Raw genomic sequence first — 19,742 nt, forward strand, 5'->3', positions numbered from 1 at the left:
CTATTACACAAGCATTAATTAATACTTAACAACACAATTCGTCAAGTTAATAAGAGAATTACTTCCAATAACCAGATCTAATATCTTTATATATTCATACTCTAACCGAATCATTAGACATCATTGCCTAAGTTCATCATAATATTTTTCAATTAGGCCAATACCTCATCTTCCGTCCGAGGTTTTATACGTCATGTCACACATTACCCTCACTGATTTGGTTCCGCCTAGAGACGTCGATAGCGTACCTCGACCTGTTGTAGCTTTGAGCGCCACCTCAGTAACCAAAGGCTGGGAAAATGCGAGACATCAACATCACAAGGCTCAACTCATTTACTCCGTTCGCGGCATCCTTAACTGTGAAATCGAAAATGGTATTTGGATCGTACCGCCACAGTGTGCAATATGGATACCTGGAGACTTACCACACTCCGCAAGAGGAGTCGGTAATACCGAATGTTATTGCTTATTCATCAAACCTGATGCAGCAGCAGAGCTTCCAACAACTTGTTGTACGATTTCGGTATCGCCATTGCTACGTGAGTTACTGCTGAAAGCTGTAGGCTTTCCTGAGTTGTACGCTTTGGGCGGGCCAGAGGAAAGACTAATTGCCACATTGCTCGACGAGTTAGTGGCAGCTCCAGTAGAAGACTTACATTTGCCTATGCCACGCGATCAGCGATTGCGCCAACTCACGAAAATGCTATTGGCAAACCCGACTGATAAAACCACAAAAGCGGATTGGGCCATCTACATTGGGATGAGTGAACGAAGTATGAGTCGACGTTTCCTGAATGAAACTGGAATGAGCTTCGGACGCTGGCGTCGGCAGTTGCATGTGATCCTTGCACTTCAACGTATGACCAAAGGTGAAAGTGTGCAAACTGTGGCATTAGAGCTGGGATATGAAAACGCCAGTGGGTTCATCACCATGTTCCGCAAAGCAGTAGGCAAGCCTCCAGCCCGCTACCTATCTGATCGCATGAGTAGTGAAGAGTTTTCGCTAATGCCCAGCACCATTCTTCCTGATGAAATCTCAATCTGATTAGAGCATCTTGTCTTGGAAATGACATAGGGTACATATTTCCTGCATGTGTAATCACTCATAAACACACACTTGTCCGAGAACAATAGCAGCATCCGCTCATCATAATTGGCCTAATCAAACAATAATTTGGCTCAATTTCGCCATCAAGAAGAATAAGTCTATTGTTAAATAAAGCACACAAATGATAATGAGTATTATTTAATGTGCTATTCCAAAGAGGCTGAAAACAGCGAATGCAAAATCGGTATGAATACTGCCTATTCTGAGCTGGATAGCCCCATCAAAGATACCTCACGCCACGCACTCGGTTCAGCATTTGCCGTAGCTATTCTCATGAGTGGACAAGGAGTATTTGCCAATGAACCCGCTCAAATACAAAACAAAACTGAGGGAAAAAGTTCTCTAGATACAATGACTTTACCGACCATTGCTGTAACAGCTCAAGTGAATGTGGCAAAGACCGAGGGTACAGGCTCCTATACAACAAGCGAGACGACAGCAGCGGTACATTTACCTCTATCCCTACGAGAAACACCACAGTCAACCACGGTGATTACTCGTCAACGCATGGATGACCAGCAACTGAATTCGGTGCAAAGTGTACTAGAAAATACAGCTGGTATTACACCCTATCAATCAGACAGTGAACGAACAAGCTTCTATTCTCGTGGTTTTTTAATCAACAACATTCAGTATGACAACATCCCCACGATCATTGGTAACTCCATCAACGGGAGTGGCATCAGCTCCCTTGATACCGCATTCTATGACCGTGTCGAAATCGTACGTGGTGCCTCAGGCTTACTCACTGGTACTGGCAATCCGTCGGCTGCCATTAATCTGATTCGAAAACGACCAACTCGTGACTTTTCGGTAGCTGCCTTGCTTGGTGCTGGGAGTTGGGATACTTACAGGGGTATGGGTGACATCTCAACACCACTAAACAAGGATGGTAGCATCCGCGCACGCATGGTGGGTACATATCAGGATGGACACTCTTACATCGACGGCTACAAACCAGATAAGCAAGGCATCTATGGCATTATCGAAACGGATTTAACTCCAGATACAACGGTAAGCCTAGGCTATGATTACCAAAACATCAAGCCCAAAGGCTCAACCTGGGGAGGCTTGCCGCTTTGGTTCAGCGACGGCACACAAGCAGAATATTCGCGTTCCCAAAACTATGCGCAAGACTGGAGCCATTGGGATAATACACTTAAAACAGCATTTGCCGAGATTGAACACCACTTCGACAACGGCTGGAAACTTCAGGCAATTGCCAATCAATACCGCACAAACTACGACGCAGAGCTGCTCGGTCTAATCGGCCAACCTGATCACAACACTGGATTAGGCACTTATCCCTATGGGGCTTATCCGGCAGCACTGGCATCTCAAGGGCAAAGTCGTCAGAACAGCTTCGACGTGATGGCAAGTGGCCCATTCAAGTTGCTGGGTCGCCAACATGACCTTGTGGTTGGAGCGACAAGTTCGCGCCACACCTCGACTCAAGCGGATATCGCACCGTTCTATGCTGGTATTGCACCCATCAATGTCTATGACTTGAGTTCAGTCTTTCCCCGCCCCGACTTCCAAGCCATGACATGGATACCGACCCACACCCAAATCAAACAGAGCGGTGTTTATAGCGCTGCCCGATTTTCGCTGACCGAACCTCTAAAACTCATCATCGGTGGTCGCTTTAGCAACTACGAAATTAATGACAGCGTCAACGGTGCTTCATTGCATTACAAAAAGAATGGTGAATTTAGCCCATATGCTGGCTTGATCTACGACATCAACAAAACCTATTCAACCTACATCAGCTACACAGGGATCTTCAACCCGCAAACTGACTATCGGGACAACAATGGCAACGTACTCACGCCGTCCAAAGGGAAAACCAAAGAAATCGGTCTGAAAAGCGAATACTTCGACAAACGTTTGAATGCATCAGTGGCCTTGTTCGAAACCGAACTTGATAACGCGGCACAGATGGTTGCAGGAACCTATACACCAAGTGGTGCTCAAGCCTATAAAAACACGGATGGGACGAAATCACGCGGAGTCGAATTAGATTTGCAGGGAGAATTAGCGCGAAACTGGAATATCTACGCAGGTATCGCCCACTTTACAGCGAAAGATGGCACTGGTATCCGTTTGAACTCGCAAATACCACGCACCACAGCTCAACTTTTTACCACCTACCAATTATCGGGAGAGTTGAGCAAGTTGACATTGGGAGGCGGCGTTAAATGGCAAAGCAGTTTCTACAAGGCACCCAATACTGGCACCAGTTCGCTCGGTGGAGAGCAACGTTCTTATGCCTTGGCATCATTGATGGGACGTTACTCCATCACGAAGCAGGCCGACGTGACCATTAACCTCAACAATGTGTTCGACAAAAAATACGCTCTACAAAAGGGTGATTTCGACACAGTGAGCTATGGTGCACCGCGCAACGTGATGGTCACTTTGAATTACAAGTATTAATTTTCTAGTGAACAAATACCTCACCCAACTTCGGTTTCTATGAATATCCAACAATTGATTCTTGAGAAATTTTTATGTCACTTCCTACTTCTACCCCACCCAAAGGCTTACCCATGAATAACGCAAATAAGATCACTCTCTACTGGTTAACGACAACCGTTGGGGCTGTATTTTTTGTCACGTTCCAGTTGTTCTTTTACATAAATGACTTTGTGAAAATTCATGGAGCAACACCGGTAATTACATTTGAGACCAATGTACTGTGGATGTTTTCCGCATTCTATGGCTCTTGGATCATAACAGTACTTCTCGCACTAATCGGAACACGAACAGCACAATGGATTGTTCTAATTCTCGGCAGCCTGCTTGTTGTTCTGACCACTTTAGGAGGAATCGCAGACGGATTACGTGACGGTTGGCACATAGCCTTTACAGCAATACTCTTCGTTACGTTATCTGGTCTATTCGCAATTTCAGCCACTTGGCGAAATATCAAAAATAAAGGAGATAACCATGTCAATGAATAGCTCTGACTTCCCTTTGGTTTGGATGAATCTTTCACAAGAACCTGGACATGATCACCAAAAAGACTTCGATGAATTTGAAGCCAATTTAAAGCGTGATAAACCGTTCATACTCTTGAGTGATACCGTGCCAACCAACGACCATGAGCACTCTCCAGAAGAGAAGAAACTTACTGCCCTGTGGATGAAAAAGCACAAACTTGAATTGCGAAGGCTTGTTTTAGCAATGATCTTGATTGAACCTAATTCAACAAAACGTTTTGGATACAAAGCTTTTTCGACCGTTTTTGCAAAGTTCTGGGGTTATCCCTTACTTCTTGCCTCTTCGCACAAGCAAGCAATAGAGATGGCAAGAGAACTGTTGTCTGAAGTGGAGAAGTCATCCCATTAATGGCACACTCAACTATGTAATTTTTTCATAAAACTCAGCTCGCTTTACTTTGTCACAGCGAACTTTTGCATTCGCATTTCAAGGTATAGTGAAAAAACCATCCATATTGTTGCTAGCCCAAATAAGCGAAAAGCCCCTACATTTAACAGAGGCTTTTCGAATTTGGTGAAGCAGTGAAATCCTAATTCAAATGAAGTATTGATGACATGGCTTTGTGCAATTGATTGTCGGCCGATTCAATTTTGTTGCTTTGCCAAGCAATATAACCATCTGGTCTGATCATGATGCAAGCATTTTCATCATTGCCCCAAGAGCGAGAAAGTTCTCCATAAGAGTCTTCAACGTCTCTTTTTGGACCTACCTGTATAACTTTAATATCCAAGTTGAGTTGGTTATTAAGTTTGTCTACAGCACACTTCCATTTGTCACCTTGTAGCCAACAGAAAAGCGTAAACTTTCCATTTCCGATTAAGTCTAAGGTTGATATTTTTTTATGACTTTTGACTAGCCATACATGAGGAAGTTTATGACCTGGGGTAAATAAAGGGTAATAGTGAAGATCTTCATCTCTACTAGAATCTATTTTATTTTCAATAGCAAACTCTGCTCCAATAATTGCAGATGAATAATACCGTACGTTAGTTTCTACGCCTAAGGCAGCAAATTCATAAGCTTTATATTCAATTGCAGATCTTAAATCACGGCGTTTAACAGCACCTTTTTCATTACCTTCGCTTAAGGCATTTATACTTCCTTGCATCGTCTCTGTACTGTACTTTCCATCTAACTCTAAAGCAGAAAAGATTGTAGAGAACTCTCTAACACTTTGATTTGCTCGTTTAACAATTCGCTCTCCAACAGGTGCTCTTTCATCATTAAAACTGTCTAATAAACCACTACCCGCTTTGCCATTTAATACAAATGCTAATTTCCAACATAAATTATAAGCGTCTTGTATAGATGAGTTTGAACCTAATCCATTCGAAGGTGGATGACGATGGACAGCATCGCCAATACAGAAAACTCGACCTTTCGAATATTGTTCTGCATACATTTCATTTACTGTCCATAACGACTTACTACTTATGTTTATTTCAATGTCGTTATCACCAATAAGCTGTTTGCAAATCGCAATCGCCTCATCATCGGTAAGAGAGGGTTCTTCTTTTTCAATGTCATACCCCCAAACAATCTGCCATTCATTCCAAGGTCTGACCATACGCAACAACCCTAGGCCAATCCCGCCAATGTTTGCTCCAGGTTGTATAATCCACCAGAGGTAACCAGGTCGATGTGAAACGTATTTTGTTAAATCGGCTTTAAAAATAATGCTGATACTGCCACTTTTCCCCATTTTACCTGCCATAGGTAAATCTAAATCTTTTACGACTTGGCTGCTTGCACCATCAGCTCCAATTAAATACTTACATCGGATTAAATATGTTTGTTTAGTTAATCTATCTAAAACAGTGACTGTTACGCCGTTCTCATCTTGTACATGAGATAAATATTCCGTATCAAATCTTGGATGACTCCCTCGCGATGCTGCATTTGAAAGTAAAATAGGTTCAAATAGGTGTTGAGGAAGATCGCACTGTTCACAGGGGCTCGCTTTAGCATATTCTGACATTCTTTCTGGATGATTCATTCCATAAGGAAAGCGTCCAATTTCATCACCCGTTAAAGATGTGCAATAAACAACATCTCCCATGACTTCTTTTGGTGCTGCTTTTGCGATTACTTCATCTGAGATCCCCAAGTCTCGAACAATTTCCATAGTTCTTTGACTGATATAATGAGCACGAGGACTGTTTGCCAGCCATCTATATTTAGTTATTATGATATTTCTAATTCCATAACTACTTAACATAAGTGCAGCAGAAGAACCTGCTGGACCACTTCCAACAATTAAAACATCAGTTTCTAACATTTTTATCCTATTACTTACATATTTTTGACAGCTAAATAGTTACTACATACATTTAAAGCAAATAACCATTTTGAATATAATATTGCTTCTAAAAACAAGCTCAGTTATTAATAAAGTACTCACAACATTAAGCGTAAAATAAAATTTCGCCCTAATTTTTAAATATAAATTATTCCTACAACCCCCTATTTACAAAATAATCATAAATACAATCTCTATCCAATAACAGCTATTTATAAATTTTGATAATTCTTTAAACTCTAAAATTATTCGTAAATTTTCAAAGCTCCTAAACTACTTTCTATAGTATCAAGATCTAATAAGGTGTCAGCAATATTTTTTATATTAAATATATCTCAATTATATTTGTTAAATAAATTTTGATCATACCATTTTTCAAATTCAAAACTAGTTTCAGGAAAATTCTTGATCATATCCTCGCATTCCTTAAACATTTTTTCTACTTCACTTTTAAAATCAATCTTTAATTCCCCAAGATCTTCTAGTTCGGTCCCTTTATGAATTATATTAATTAAGTCAATAGAGCAATTATTTTCTTTCAAAAGTCTAAGCATATATGGTGTATACAAAAAATATTCAGCTTCATTTATATCTATATAATTATTTTTTAAAGAGTACAAAACACCTAGATTAATTAATAAAATTAACTTTTCCAAATCAGTTTTTCCAGATCTACTCATTTTTCTCTCCAACTATTCTTATATTAATCGAAAAATCTTATTAAACTAGCTTTAGTAATAATCGATATGTTCATTTTATATCTAAGTAACTCTATTAAATTTTTCTATTTAGAACCACTTTAAATCCTACAAAATAAGTATAGTAACCTTCAACCTCCAGACTAGATGCTGACGCAACTCAATCAATTTATGCCATAGAAATAAAAAAAAGCCCCTGCTATTAACAGGGGCTTTTCGAATTTGGCGGAAGCGGTGAGATTCGAACTCACGGAGGACTCACACCCTCGTCGGTTTTCAAGACCGGTGCATTAAACCGCTCTGCCACGCTTCCATGTGCGTAAGAATACAAAGCTTATTCATTTTATTCAAGAAAAATATCATCGCTTTGTGTTCAAGTGCATATTGTTTCATCAATTTTACAATCGAGCAGCTAATTCTGCTCCTTCTTTGATCGCACGCTTCGCATCTAGCTCTGCTGCGAGCTTTGCTCCACCAATAATATGGTAGTTCGCTATAGTCGACTCACCTTCTTTTGGCATCAAGTCTTTTACCGACTCTTGACCCGCACACACTACAACCGTGTCTACACGTAAAAGCTGGTCTTGACCATTGTGCTCAATCCAAAGCCCTTCATCAGTGACAGCTTTATATTGCACACCACGTAACATACGCACGCCATGCTTTTTAAGCTGTGCACGGTGTACCCAACCTGAAGTCTTGCCTAGGCCAATACCGAGAGGTGTTGTTTTACGTTGTAGTAAATAAATCTCGCGGATTGCTGGTTCAACCATTGGTGGCTGCATACCACCTTCAGAAACATAGTTCGGATCTGGGTCTACCCCCCATTCACGTTGCCACTCTGCTAAAGGTTGAGGCTGTGGTTGATGTGGAGGTTTAAGTAAAAACTCAGATACATCAAAACCAATACCGCCTGCACCAATCACTGCTACTTTTTGCCCAACTTCTGCACCTTTTAAAACTTGAGCATAAGAAAGAACTTGTGGTGCATTGCTTCCTTCAATTTTTAATGCACGAGGGATTACACCAGTTGCAACAATCACTTCATCAAAACCTTCGCGCTCAAGCTGCTCACGATTCACGCGAGTATTTAAACGTACATCCACCCCTGTTTTTTCAAGCTGGACTTTAAAGTAGCGAATCGTTTCGTGGAATTCTTCTTTACCTGGTACAACTTTGGCAAAGTTAAATTGTCCACCTACATCTGAAGTTGCTTCAAATAGTGTCACTGCATGGCCACGGCTTGCCGCAACAGTTGCCGCGGACATACCTGCTACACCACCGCCTACAACGGCAATACGTTTAGGCTGCTTAGTTTTTAAATAAACCAGTTCTGTTTCATGGCCTGCACGTGGGTTCACTAAACAAGACACACGCTTATTTTTAAAAGCATGGTCTAAACAGGCTTGGTTACAAGCAATACAGGTATTAATTTCATCAACGCGGTTAGTCGCAGTTTTATTGACCCAAAATGCATCGGCCAATAAAGGGCGAGCCATTTGAACCATATCTGCTTTGCCAGTTGCCAAAATCTCTTCGGCAGTTTCAGGCATGTTAATACGGTTTGATGCAATAATCGGAATTGAAATATGCTGTTTTACATGCGCCGTGTAATCGACAAAAGCTGCACGAGGCACTGACGTTACAATGGTCGGAACACGAGCTTCATGCCAACCAATGCCAGTATTTAATAAAGTTACACCCGCTTTTTCTAAAGCTTTTGCAACAGTAACTACTTCTTGCATGGTGTTACCGTCATGCACAAGGTCGAGTAAAGACAAGCGGAAACAAATAATAAATTTCTCACCAACTTTGGCGCGAATCGCTTTAACAATCTCAACTGGAAAGCGCATACGGTTTTCAATTTCACCGCCCCAACGGTCAGTACGCTGGTTTACGTGGCTACTTAAAAACTGGTTAATTAAATAACCTTCCGAGCCCATAATTTCGACACCGTCATAGCCTGCTTTTTTGGCAATGTCAGCGCACTGTGCGTAATCTTCTATTGTGCTGAGAATATTTTTTTCAGAAAGCTGACGCGGTTTAAATGGTGAAATTGGAGATTTAATTGCTGTTGAAGACACAACAAATGGTTGGTAACCATATCGGCCAGCGTGCAAAATCTGCATTAAGATTTTAGAGCCATGTTTATGAACAGCATGGGTTACCAAACGGTGCTGAGGAACATCAAAGAGACTGTTCATGGTTCCACCCGCAGGTGCCAACCATCCCTGACGGTTCGGAGAAATACCACCTGTCACAATCAGGCCAACCCCGCCTTTTGCACGCTCTTCAAAATAAGCTGCCAGTTTTGGGTAGTTAAAAAAACGGTCTTCAAGTCCCGTATGCATGGATCCCATCACCACACGGTTTTTAATGGTGGTAAAGCCTAAATGTAATGGTTTTAATAAATTGGCGTAACTTGTCATGCTGCGTCCCAATAGTTTTTGCAACTTGTTGCATAGTACTTTAATACTTTTTTGATAATTTTGGATGACCCAGAATTATTTTTTATTCGAGATTATGGTCAATCTATATATAAAGAAGACAATCCCTTATTTTCTCCAAATAATAAATACCAATCAGAACAAGTGAATTAATGCTTTTTTTGCCAAAAAAACCACCATGAATAGTGCTACAATAGCCGCCATTCAGAATTCTCGAGACCACCTCAACGGGGTCTTTTTTATAAATGTTAGGATTAGCAATGACTGATAATGCAACTATCTTGCAGCATGTACCAGTAGGCAAAAAAGTTGGGATTGCCTTCTCCGGAGGCCTAGACACTTCAGCTGCTTTATTATGGATGAAACAAAAGGGCGCAGAGCCTTATGCATATACTGCAAACTTAGGTCAGCCTGATGAAGATGACTACGATGCAATTCCAAAGAAAGCAGAACAATACGGCGCTGTAAAAGCTCGCTTAATTGACTGCCGCTTACAACTTGCACTTGAAGGTATTGCTGCAATTCAGTGTGGTGCATTCCATATCAGTACAGGTGGTGTTCCTTATTTCAATACGACTCCATTAGGTCGTGCAGTAACAGGTACAATGTTAGTTACTGCAATGAAAGAAGATGACGTAAACATCTGGGGTGACGGTTCAACTTACAAAGGTAACGATATTGAACGTTTCTATCGTTATGGTTTGTTGACCAACCCGAATCTTAAAATTTATAAGCCTTGGTTAGATCAAAACTTCATCGATGAACTCGGTGGCCGTGCAGAAATGTCACAGTTCCTGATCGACAACGGTTTTGACTACAAAATGTCAAAAGAAAAAGCGTACTCAACTGACTCAAACATGTTGGGTGCAACTCACGAAGCAAAAGATCTTGAATACTTAAATGCTGGTATCAAAATCGTTGACCCAATTATGGGCGTTGCTTTCTGGAAAGAAGAAGTTGAAATCAAACCAGAAGAAGTAACTGTACGTTTTGAAGAAGGTGTACCTGTTGCGTTAAACGGTCAAACTTTTAACAATCCAGTTGAGCTTATTCTTGAAGCAAACCGTATTGGTGGTCGTCATGGTTTAGGTATGTCTGACCAAATCGAAAACCGTATTATCGAAGCGAAATCTCGTGGTATTTATGAAGCACCGGGTATGGCTCTTCTTCATATTGCTTACGAGCGTTTGGTTACTGGTATTCATAACGAAGATACAATCGAACAATACCGTATTAACGGTTTACGTTTAGGTCGTTTACTTTACCAAGGTCGTTGGTTCGACTCTCAAGCGCTTATGTTGCGTGAAACGGCTCAGCGTTGGGTTGCTAAAGCTGTTACAGGTGAAGTTACACTTGAACTTCGTCGTGGTAATGATTACACCATCATGAACACTGAATCTCCAAACTTAACGTACGAAGCTGAACGTTTAACAATGGAAAAAGGCGATTCAATGTTCTCGCCTATGGACCGTATTGGTCAGTTGACTATGCGTAACCTCGACATTACCGATACACGTGCAAAACTTGGTATCTATACAGATGCTGGTTTACTTTCAATCGGTCAAGGTTCTGCTATTCCTCAATTAGACAGTAAGAAAAAATAATTTTCTTATAACGTCAAAAAAGGCCACCTATTTAAGGTGGCCTTTTTATTTTTAAAATTAGTTCAGGCAATCTCGGCGACTTGTAAAGGCTGATAATAAATCTGGTTACGCCCAAGCTGCTTAGCCCGATATAAAGCTTGATCGGCAGCATGAATTAGATTTTCCTGAGTAACTTTTAAACCCTCTGTGTAAACAGTAAAACCCAAACTAATTGTTACATGCGTAGAGACCAAAGATGCCGCATGGGGTATCGCTTGACGTTCAATCGCTTTATAAATATTGGCAGCCACAGCATATGCACCTTGAGCAGGTGTTTTTGGTAAAAGAACCACAAACTCTTCTCCGCCATATCGGGCTACAAAATCAACATGACGAATCGAATTTTTAATTGCAGAGGCAATAGACGAGATGACTTTGTCCCCCATCTGATGTCCATAAAAATCGTTATAGTTTTTAAAAAAATCGATATCAATAAATAAAACGGCCAATGGACGTTGTTCTTGTTTTGCCCGATAGTAAAAAAAGTCGAACATCTCATCAAAAGTACGTCGATTAGAAATTTTAGTGAGTGCATCTTGCTGACTTAAATGAAGCAATTCAGATGCCTCAATACGCAAAATCTTTTCGTTAAGCTCAGCAAGCTGATTATTTAAAAAAAGACTTCTTTCCCTAGACGTAAGCATCGTACTAATTGAAAAACCTAGAATACAGCTACCAAACAGTGCTCGCCCCAAAGCAATATAGTCACAATTCGCTTGCAATAAAATCAATGAAGAAAAAACAAAAATTGCTGCTGTTAAACCCACATAAAGCATATGTAGAGGCTTTATACCGCTTAAAATAAAGCCGAGCATATATAAAAAAGAAAGTAGCAACATCGACTGATTTTTAAGAGCGATATTTCCTACACTAAGCAGCAACATTGCATTGAAAATAATGGTAAAAAATACAATCCCGCACGCAGCGATGTAAAAATATTCAGTGAGTTTTTTAAACTTGGCAAAAACCCAAAATAGCAGCAGCGCACAAGCAATATTAATTGCACTCAGTAAGCAGTAAATAAAGTCCCAAGTAATGTAAGGTACGCCAATCACTAAGTAGTCTGTAGGGAGCGCTAATAAAATAAAAATGAGATAGGTGAGAACGCCACTTGCTAAAAATTTGGAGATATTTTGTTTAGTTCGTTCAAGATTTAAGCACCAGAACTTTTTTTCTAATTGATGAGGCAAAGGTGTATTGGCATAACGATGGGTATGTAAAGTTACCAGATATTCTATTTCTTCTTTTGCTTTGAGTAATTCCTGTACATTTCCCCTATTTACCACTACCTGATTCCTACCTCTTACACATTAACAAAATATAACATTATTTTTTGAGGCCTCTTGCGCTTTATTTTGCCATTTGTCCGTAATTCTCGTTACCATTTTCACACTTTATCGATTATCATTTGTTTTATTTCGAAGTTTGAACTGCCTTGGACTCTATTACCCTGCTCCAGCCAGATGACTGGCATGCACATTTACGTGATGGTTTAGCATTAAAACGTACTGTACCTGATTTGGCTAAACAGTTTGCTCGTGCGATCTGTATGCCAAACCTTGTTCCACCTGTAAAAACTGTGGAAGAAGCACTGGCTTACCGTGAACGTATTCTTGCTCATGTTCCAGAAGGTCTCAATTTTGACCCGCGTATGGTGCTTTATTTTACTGACTTCACCTCACCAGATGAAGTTCGTAAAATTAAAGAATCTGGACATGTAAATGCAATTAAACTTTACCCAGCGGGCGCAACCACCAATTCTGATAATGGTGTGAGTGATATCCGTAAGGTTTATGCAGTTATTGAACAATTAGAAGAACATCAAGTTCCGTTATTACTTCATGGTGAAGTAACTCATAACCATGTCGATATTTTTGACCGTGAAAAGCGTTTCCTTGACGAAGTACTCAACCCACTCTTAAAACAGTTTCCAAAACTTAAAGTGGTACTTGAGCACATTACAACAAGCGATGCGGCTCATTTTGTTTTAGAGCATGACCGTAATGTTGCGGCAACAATCACTCCTCAGCATTTATTATTTAACCGTAATGATATGTTGGTTGGTGGCATTAAACCGCATTTTTACTGTTTGCCAATTTTAAAGCGCCAAACACATCAAACAACTTTGCTTGAAGTTGCAACGAGTGGTAACCCTAAATTTTTCTTGGGTACAGATAGCGCTCCTCACTCACAAAATGCAAAAGAAAATGCGTGTGGCTGTGCGGGCTGTTATAGTGCACCTAATGCAATTGAGCTTTATGCCCAAGCATTTGACCAAGTGGGTAAATTAGAGCGTTTAGAAGGTTTTGCTAGCCATTTTGGCGCAGACTTCTACGGTCTACCACGTAATACTTCTACCATTACTTTGGTAAAAGAAGATAACCTTGTCCCAGAATCTTTTGATTATTTAGATGATCAAAAAATTATCCCGCTGCATGCCGGGAAAACGCTGCAATGGAGAAAAGTGTGACACAAGAAACCTCTGTCCCGGTCATTGGCCAACGTTTTCGTGGCTTCTTACCTGTTGTTGTTGACGTTGAAACGGCAGGTTTTAATGCCCAGACAGATGCATTGCTAGAAATTGCGTGCATTCCAATTGTGTATGATGCTCAGGGACAATTTGTCCCTGGTCCAGCATTTCATGCGCACATTAACCCATTTGAAGGGGCTAACCTCGACCGTCGTTCGCTAGACTTTATTGGTATTGATCCATTCAATCCAATGCGTATAGCAATGGCTGAAGATGAACGGACTGCATTACGCCGTATTTTTAAATCAGTCAATGAAGTTCGCAAACAGCAACACTGTACGCATGCAGTATTGGTCGGTCATAACGCTCATTTTGATCTTGGTTTTGTTCAAGCTGCAATTGCACGTACAAGCACAAAAAACCAGAACCCTTTTCATAGTTTTTCAGTCATGGATACAGTTACTTTAAGTGCTGTAATGTTTGGACAAACCGTCCTTGCTAAAGCATGTATTCAAGCTGGAATTGAGTTCGATGGTAAAGAAGCACACTCTGCTTTATACGATACTCAGAAGACTGCTGAACTGTTTTGCTATATTTTGAACAAACTATCTCCTTACCTACTTGACAGTTTGGTGGCGGCTTCTTAAGATACCGCCATCCTCAACGTCCCTATCGTCTAGAGGCCTAGGACATCGCCCTTTCACGGCGGTAACCGGGGTTCGAATCCCCGTAGGGACGCCATATTCTTTCTATAAAGAATCATTTCTTTAAATTATTTATCTCACTTCAAATTTCATCCATGAGATAAATTTTTTATTTTCAAAATCAAGACTTCAACTTTACTTCATCAAAATGTTGAGTGGGTTGTACATTTGGCTCATCTTTCTCAATAATTATTGCATCAGCAACTAACTTTGTTTTTGTTAAATCTGCCTCTATTGAAACTTGGTCTAACGAAATTTTTGAAACATTAAAATCAGCATGTATTTGAGCAAGCTCTGGTGTTCTTTTATAACGTACAACTCTAAAACCTGCTTCCCGAATTAAAGCATCTCGTTCTGCATCAATTTTTTCTTTCCCCTTATGGCTAGAATCATCTAACTCAACAATAGCAACAATATTAAATGCCCTATCTAACACAACAAAATCAGCAACTTTACGATTAAACAAATTACGTGTCGTATACCCTTGTGCTGTCATAAAAGCACTAAAAGCAACTTGTGCCAAAATAATATGTTCAGGCAAAGCTTCTCTTAGCTTTATAAAAGTCGGTTGCTCATTCATAGTAATGATACGCTTTCCCTTAATTGGGCTGCGTTTTCCATTCCTGTCTTTGCTTTCCCCTTTCTTTAAAACCCTTAAAATTGCCAATATAATTATGGTCAACAAAACCATGCCGATAAGCATAGACATTAGACTTCCCCTTAATAAAAATAAAAAACCAACTGATCTCTAAAAAATACAATTTAAAACGGTTAGCTATGAAATATTTTCTTGATTTTTAAAGCTATTGTTTATACATGTAGCGAGCTATTTTAGACTGAAATTTAAAATTATTTAAGGATATTTTTTAACTCTCTAAATTTATATTTCCAAATAAAATACATTTGTATTTAAATATCACTGATCCAGTATTTTCTTTACATAGATTTACATTATAATAATTCTTATTTTTATACTGATATCTATTATCAATAAGGTTTTAAATGGATCTTAAGCTTCGCCTCCTCTCCCTGAGCATCGCTCAACTATGCTATATATCAAGTGCGTTTGCAGATACCGACAACTCTTCAACTACTCTTGCAACTATCAAAATTAAAGCTCAACAAGCCGCTGACCAAACATACAAAGTAGATAATTCAAGTAGCGCAACACGTAGTGAAGTTGCATTAAAAGATACGCCGCAATCTGTCAGTGTGGTGACTCAAAAAGTAATTGAAGATATTGGAGCAACACGTTTAATCGAAGCGCTGGATTTAGCTGGCGGCGTTACTCGTGCTAATAACTTTGGAGGTCAAGGCTTAACAGGATTTAACCTTCGCGGTTTCACTAGCGGTGAGTTTTACCGTAATGGATTCCCAATTAACCGTGGTTATCCGAACGCTCCAGATAGCAACACGATTGAACGCGTAGACGTTTTACGTGGCCCCTCTTCTAGCTTGTATGGCCGTGGTGACCCAGGTGGTACGTTTAACTTAATTTCTAAAACACCAAAGTCTGAGCAACAAACCACTTTGGGCGCACAGCTTAACAGTGAAGGTTTATACCGCACCACTGTCGACACAACAGGCACTATTCCAAATGCAGAAAATATTGGTTATCGCCTCAATGTGATTGCAGAAGGTGGTGATAGTTATCGCGACCACGTTGAATCTAAACGTTATGGAATTGCTCCAGTCATTCAATGGCAAGCTTCTGATGCAACCAAAGTTACCTTTGAAGCAGATATTTTACGAAATCAGCATCCACTTGATCGCGGCCAAACACGCTATGCAGGTCAAAAGTCTTTTAATAGTTCACCCGAAACCTATTTATGGGAAACGGGTAAATACAACAACCGGCTCTACAATGATAACAATATGACTCAATTACGAGTCGAACACGACCTTGGAAATGAATGGAAGCTGAATGCTGGTGTTCAATATTTAAATGGCAAATTGTATGGCTATGCGGTAGAAGCAAATGGTATTCAAAATGACGGTGAAACTTTAGGCCGGAATTACAACTATCGTGAATTGAAATGGCAAGATACAGATGCCCAAATTAACTTAACAGGTAATTTCCAGCTTTTAGGTTTAACACATACCTTAGTGACTGGGCTTGAATATGAAAATTATGATTACAAGTCATACATTATTCGTTCAAGTGGTGATGTCGGTAGTTACCCTATTAATATTTATAATCCTGTTTTAGGCCAACCGCTGCCTGAGCTTAATCGGGTTACGACACATGACCGTGAAAACTTAAAAACAACTGCTCTTTTTGTACAAGACCAAATCGATTTAAATGAGCGCTTAAGCGCGCTACTGGGTTTGCGTTTTGAGCACTATGAACATGATTACAAAAACCTATTACCGAATACTGCAAACTGGAATACCAGTGATGATGCGTTTATTCCACGTTTAGGGTTGGTTTTTAAAGCTCGTGATGACCTCTCAATCTATAGCAATGCTGCAAAATCTTTTAAACCAAACACTGGTGCTAGCCGTAATGGAGAAAGTTTTGACCCAGAAGAAGGCATGGCTTACGAGTTAGGCTTTAAATGGCAAGCACTCGACAATATGCTATCGGTTGACTCTGCTATTTTTTATGCAAAAAAAGAAAATGTCTTAACTCTAGATCCTATAGATTCAGCCTATAAAGTTGCTGCTGGTGAAGTTCGCAGCCAAGGTATTGAGCTAAATGTTGCAGGGCAAATTACTCCAGCTTGGAAAATTATTGGTGGATATGCCTATACAGATGCAGAAGTCAGCAAAGACAATACTTTGAAAAAAGGAACCACCTTAGCCAATATTCCAAAGAATAGTTTTAATCTTTTAAATATCTACGAGTTTCAGGATGGCCCTTTAGAAGGCTTAGGTCTAGGAATTAATCAAAAATATATTGATAAGCGTGCAGGACAAACAGCCAATAGTACTTACACCATGAAAGGTTATGCGGTTACAGATTTGGTTTCTTACTATCAAGCGACACCAAAAGTTCGTCTTACCTTAGATCTGAAAAATATTTTTGACAAAGTTTATGATGAAAGTGCTTTCAATTTATATGCTTATCCGGGTGAATCACGTACGGTTCAATTAGGTATGAGCTATACGTTCTAAACTGAACTATAAAAAGATCTGATATACGGTAGTCTCTTCAAGGCGACAAACTTGTAGGTCAGATCTCGTTAGGGATATCAAACACTAAAAAGCCACTGCATTTTTAAGGCAGTGGCTTTTTATTAAGCTACTTTTATAAAAAAATATAATCTACTGATTTATAAATATTTTTATAATTAAATTATGTTCTATACTCAATATAGATCAAAACTATAATTTGAACATGACATGCAAATTCGATTATTTCACCTAAAAAATTCGCGCTCTCAACGCATCATTTGGTTTTTAGAAGAATTAGAACTCAACTATGAGCTCACTATTAAAGATCATTCAGGCATAGGCGAAGATAAAAACTCACCTCATCAATTATCAAAATTTCCAACTCTCGAAATTATTGAACAAGAAAAGACTTCAGTCTTAGCTGAAACCTCAGCAATTTTAGATTACCTATCTCATTTACACCCACAATTGGGACCGAACAGCCTATCAAGCCAACAACCCCTAAATTTTTATTATTGGAAAAATTATTGTGAGGCAACATTCATTCCCGATTTAGTACTCAAACAAATCTTTCACCAAATTGCACAACGTACACCTTTTCCGATCCGTTTCATTCCTAAACTTTTAAAATATGGATTCGATCAAGGCTATCTCAATCAATCATTACAACGACAAATGAAAATGATTGATGAACATTTAGAGCAACATGCATGGTTTGCCGGAGATCAGTTTACTATTGTTGATATTTTGATGTGGTTTCCATTATTAGCTTGCTCACAAAATTACAGTCAGTTTAAACATATACACCGTTATCTTGCCCAAATAGAAAACAGACCCGCCTTTAACAATGCTTTAATTAAAGGCCAATGGTCTGCTTCTACATTTAACGCTTACTGGACGACTGCATGGTAATGAAATTATGCAGACTTACGCGAATTCACTTGACCTTGAATCACCGCTTTAATATTGCCTTTGGCATAATTTAAAAACACCACAAGTGGTGAAAGTTTTGGATTTGGTTTTTTACCCTTGCCAATGGTTTTAAATTGAGCGGCATACCAAATAATTTCCATAATTGCCATTTTATCAACAAAAGGTAAACCTGTTTTAATCGGTTTTACGGCATAACGCACGTCTTGCCCTGCAATTAGACGTTCTGTTAAATCGGTTTCCACGGCAAATGGGCGAGCAATACCAATAAAGTCACATGCACCACTTTCAAGTGCGGCATTCATGCCTTCTACAGTACGGAAACCGCCTGTCACCATGAGTTTACACTTAACATGCTGGCGGATTTTCTCTGCAAAATCTAAAAAGTATGCTTCACGTGCAATCGTGCTTGCCTTACGTTTATCCGCCTTAGCCCCAGCCATTGCTGGTGCCTCGTAAGTACCGCCTGAAATTTCAATTAAATCGATACCAGCTTCATCCACTGCTTTAAATACTGAAATTACATCTTCTTCGCTAATACCACCACGCTGGAAGTCAGCCGAGTTAAGCTTCACGGAAATAATAAAATTTTCTGAGGTTGCTTCACGTACCGCTTTATAAACTTCTAATAAAAAACGGCTACGATTTTCAACTGAACCGCCCCACTGATCTGTACGCTTATTGGTTAATGGCGATAAAAACTGACTAATTAAATAACCATGTGCGCCGTGCAATTGCACGCCTTCAAAACCTGCTTTTTCACAGATCTGAGCTGCTGTCGCGAAACGTTTAATAATATCTAGAATTTCATCATGAATAAGTTCACGTGGCGTTCCAAACATGGTTGCTAAAGCTGGGCTAAAAGGTACTGCCGATGGTGCAACGGTTTCTTTATTTAAACCTTTTGGACACTGACGACCTGGGTGTGACAATTGAATCAATTGCACCATGCCATGTTTTTTACCTAAGGCCGCCCACTCTTTTAAGCGATCTAGGTCACGTTCAGTTTCAATAACCACAACACCCGGTTCATTCTTTGCTCCAGCATTTACCATGACATTGCCCGTAATGGCACAGCCAAGCTCACCTTTTGCCCAAGCACCATATAAGCCCAAATGTAAATCATTTGGTTGGCCTTCATAATTTGCAAGCGCCTCACTCATCGCACCTTTAATAATTCGGTTTTTAAAGGTGGTATTACGAATTGTGATGGGTTGGGCAATCTGGTTCATGGTTAACCTCTTTTTTTGAATTATAGAGCAATTACTCTAATTTAAATGAGTTATTCGGTGTGTCAAGACATAATCGATAACTGACAATAGC

At 39.7% G+C, this 19,742-nt stretch carries 15 protein-coding genes and 2 tRNA genes; 10 read left to right on the plus strand and 7 right to left on the minus strand.

All coding sequences use genetic code 11. The annotated features are described in order from the left end of the window. Positions 1-193: 193 nt before the first annotated feature. The 4 genes from K6I41_RS13500 (at position 194) to K6I41_RS13515 (ending at position 4,459) form a co-directional block, all read left to right on the plus strand. On the plus strand, positions 194-1,045 hold the full coding sequence (locus K6I41_RS13500) for an AraC family transcriptional regulator (RefSeq protein WP_250374562.1): 852 nt from the start codon (positions 194-196) through the stop codon (positions 1,043-1,045). Positions 1,046-1,294: 249 nt separating this feature from the next. After that, positions 1,295-3,544 carry a TonB-dependent siderophore receptor gene (locus tag K6I41_RS13505; RefSeq protein WP_250374563.1) on the plus strand — a complete coding sequence of 750 codons (2,250 nt, stop codon included), beginning with the start codon at positions 1,295-1,297 and terminating at the stop codon, positions 3,542-3,544. A gap of 113 nt (positions 3,545-3,657) precedes the next feature. Beyond that, the gene (locus K6I41_RS13510; protein WP_227556341.1) at positions 3,658-4,071 is read left to right on the plus strand and encodes a hypothetical protein; all 414 of its coding nucleotides are present in this window, start codon (positions 3,658-3,660) and stop codon (positions 4,069-4,071) included. Then, positions 4,058-4,459 (plus strand): hypothetical protein, encoded by a 402-nt coding sequence (locus K6I41_RS13515; RefSeq protein ID WP_250374564.1) that lies wholly within the window; start codon positions 4,058-4,060, stop codon positions 4,457-4,459. The genes K6I41_RS13510 and K6I41_RS13515 overlap by 14 nt, the downstream gene beginning before the upstream one ends. Before the next feature lie 181 nt (positions 4,460-4,640). Here the strand turns inward: K6I41_RS13515 and K6I41_RS13520 are convergent, their stop codons facing one another. The 4 genes from K6I41_RS13520 to K6I41_RS13535 form a co-directional block, all read right to left on the minus strand. Further along, positions 4,641-6,389, minus strand: a complete 1,749-nt coding sequence (locus K6I41_RS13520) for an FAD-dependent oxidoreductase (RefSeq protein ID WP_250374565.1) — start codon at positions 6,387-6,389, stop codon at positions 4,641-4,643. Positions 6,390-6,745: 356 nt separating this feature from the next. Further along, complete coding sequence (locus K6I41_RS13525; protein ID WP_250374566.1) at positions 6,746-7,090, minus strand: DUF3969 family protein; 345 nt, start codon at positions 7,088-7,090, stop codon at positions 6,746-6,748. Positions 7,091-7,331: 241 nt separating this feature from the next. After that, a tRNA-Ser gene (locus tag K6I41_RS13530) sits at positions 7,332-7,421 on the minus strand. An 85-nt stretch (positions 7,422-7,506) separates the two neighbouring features. Beyond that, on the minus strand, positions 7,507-9,537 hold the full coding sequence (locus tag K6I41_RS13535; protein WP_192837108.1) for an NADPH-dependent 2,4-dienoyl-CoA reductase: 2,031 nt from the start codon (positions 9,535-9,537) through the stop codon (positions 7,507-7,509). 263 nt (positions 9,538-9,800) lie between these two features. On the opposite strand from K6I41_RS13535, the gene argG reads away from it, so the two are divergent. Next, positions 9,801-11,159: an argininosuccinate synthase gene (gene argG, locus K6I41_RS13540; RefSeq protein WP_009390370.1), complete on the plus strand. Its 1,359-nt coding sequence runs from the start codon at positions 9,801-9,803 to the stop codon at positions 11,157-11,159. Positions 11,160-11,221: 62 nt separating this feature from the next. Here the strand turns inward: argG and K6I41_RS13545 are convergent, their stop codons facing one another. Next, entirely contained in the window at positions 11,222-12,484 is a 1,263-nt protein-coding gene (locus K6I41_RS13545) for a GGDEF domain-containing protein (RefSeq protein ID WP_005303451.1), read from the minus strand. Positions 12,485-12,633: 149 nt separating this feature from the next. On the opposite strand from K6I41_RS13545, the gene pyrC reads away from it, so the two are divergent. The 3 genes from pyrC to K6I41_RS13560 all read left to right on the plus strand — a co-directional run bounded on the left by pyrC (position 12,634) and on the right by K6I41_RS13560 (position 14,409). Next, complete coding sequence (gene pyrC, locus K6I41_RS13550) at positions 12,634-13,668, plus strand: dihydroorotase (protein ID WP_004793881.1); 1,035 nt, start codon at positions 12,634-12,636, stop codon at positions 13,666-13,668. Then, a complete protein-coding gene (rnt, locus tag K6I41_RS13555; RefSeq protein WP_002117536.1) occupies positions 13,653-14,315 on the plus strand; it encodes a ribonuclease T in 663 nt (220 codons plus the stop codon). Before pyrC ends, rnt begins: the two co-directional genes overlap by 16 nt. 18 nt (positions 14,316-14,333) lie before the next feature. Continuing rightward, positions 14,334-14,409 (plus strand) — tRNA-Glu (locus tag K6I41_RS13560). Positions 14,410-14,493: 84 nt separating this feature from the next. On the opposite strand, the gene K6I41_RS13565 is transcribed toward K6I41_RS13560, so the two are convergent. Beyond that, positions 14,494-15,081, minus strand: a complete 588-nt coding sequence (locus K6I41_RS13565) for a DUF2726 domain-containing protein (RefSeq protein ID WP_250374567.1) — start codon at positions 15,079-15,081, stop codon at positions 14,494-14,496. A 293-nt stretch (positions 15,082-15,374) separates the two neighbouring features. Between K6I41_RS13565 and K6I41_RS13570 the strand changes: the two genes are divergently transcribed. Both K6I41_RS13570 and K6I41_RS13575 read left to right on the plus strand, forming a co-directional pair. Then, the gene (locus K6I41_RS13570; protein WP_250374568.1) at positions 15,375-17,489 is read left to right on the plus strand and encodes a TonB-dependent siderophore receptor; all 2,115 of its coding nucleotides are present in this window, start codon (positions 15,375-15,377) and stop codon (positions 17,487-17,489) included. A gap of 228 nt (positions 17,490-17,717) precedes the next feature. Next, positions 17,718-18,401 (plus strand): glutathione binding-like protein, encoded by a 684-nt coding sequence (locus tag K6I41_RS13575; RefSeq protein WP_250374569.1) that lies wholly within the window; start codon positions 17,718-17,720, stop codon positions 18,399-18,401. A gap of 5 nt (positions 18,402-18,406) precedes the next feature. Here K6I41_RS13575 and K6I41_RS13580 read toward each other — a convergent pair whose 3' ends face one another. Continuing rightward, positions 18,407-19,651 carry an NADH:flavin oxidoreductase/NADH oxidase family protein gene (locus K6I41_RS13580; RefSeq protein ID WP_250374570.1) on the minus strand — a complete coding sequence of 415 codons (1,245 nt, stop codon included), beginning with the start codon at positions 19,649-19,651 and terminating at the stop codon, positions 18,407-18,409. Between the last annotated feature and the right edge of the window lie 91 nt (positions 19,652-19,742).

It is taken from the genome of Acinetobacter sp. AS23 (assembly GCF_023612055.1).
Lineage (GTDB): Bacteria > Pseudomonadota > Gammaproteobacteria > Pseudomonadales > Moraxellaceae > Acinetobacter > Acinetobacter oleivorans.

Excerpts from the sequence above, each read along its gene's own strand:
- K6I41_RS13520 (WP_250374565.1), bottom strand. The coding sequence starts at position 6,389 with ATGTTAGAAACTGATGTTTTAATTGTTGGAAGTGGTCCAGCAGGTTCT.
- K6I41_RS13570 (WP_250374568.1), top strand. The coding sequence starts at position 15,375 with ATGGATCTTAAGCTTCGCCTCCTCTCCCTGAGCATCGCTCAACTATGC.
- argG (WP_009390370.1), top strand. The coding sequence starts at position 9,801 with ATGTTAGGATTAGCAATGACTGATAATGCAACTATCTTGCAGCATGTA.
- K6I41_RS13580 (WP_250374570.1), bottom strand. The coding sequence starts at position 19,651 with ATGAACCAGATTGCCCAACCCATCACAATTCGTAATACCACCTTTAAA.
- K6I41_RS13565 (WP_250374567.1), bottom strand. The coding sequence starts at position 15,081 with ATGTCTATGCTTATCGGCATGGTTTTGTTGACCATAATTATATTGGCA.
- K6I41_RS13535 (WP_192837108.1), bottom strand. The coding sequence starts at position 9,537 with ATGACAAGTTACGCCAATTTATTAAAACCATTACATTTAGGCTTTACC.
- K6I41_RS13525 (WP_250374566.1), bottom strand. The coding sequence starts at position 7,090 with ATGAGTAGATCTGGAAAAACTGATTTGGAAAAGTTAATTTTATTAATT.
- K6I41_RS13575 (WP_250374569.1), top strand. The coding sequence starts at position 17,718 with ATGCAAATTCGATTATTTCACCTAAAAAATTCGCGCTCTCAACGCATC.
- K6I41_RS13510 (WP_227556341.1), top strand. The coding sequence starts at position 3,658 with ATGAATAACGCAAATAAGATCACTCTCTACTGGTTAACGACAACCGTT.
- K6I41_RS13505 (WP_250374563.1), top strand. The coding sequence starts at position 1,295 with ATGAATACTGCCTATTCTGAGCTGGATAGCCCCATCAAAGATACCTCA.
- rnt (WP_002117536.1), top strand. The coding sequence starts at position 13,653 with ATGGAGAAAAGTGTGACACAAGAAACCTCTGTCCCGGTCATTGGCCAA.
- K6I41_RS13515 (WP_250374564.1), top strand. The coding sequence starts at position 4,058 with ATGTCAATGAATAGCTCTGACTTCCCTTTGGTTTGGATGAATCTTTCA.
- K6I41_RS13500 (WP_250374562.1), top strand. The coding sequence starts at position 194 with ATGTCACACATTACCCTCACTGATTTGGTTCCGCCTAGAGACGTCGAT.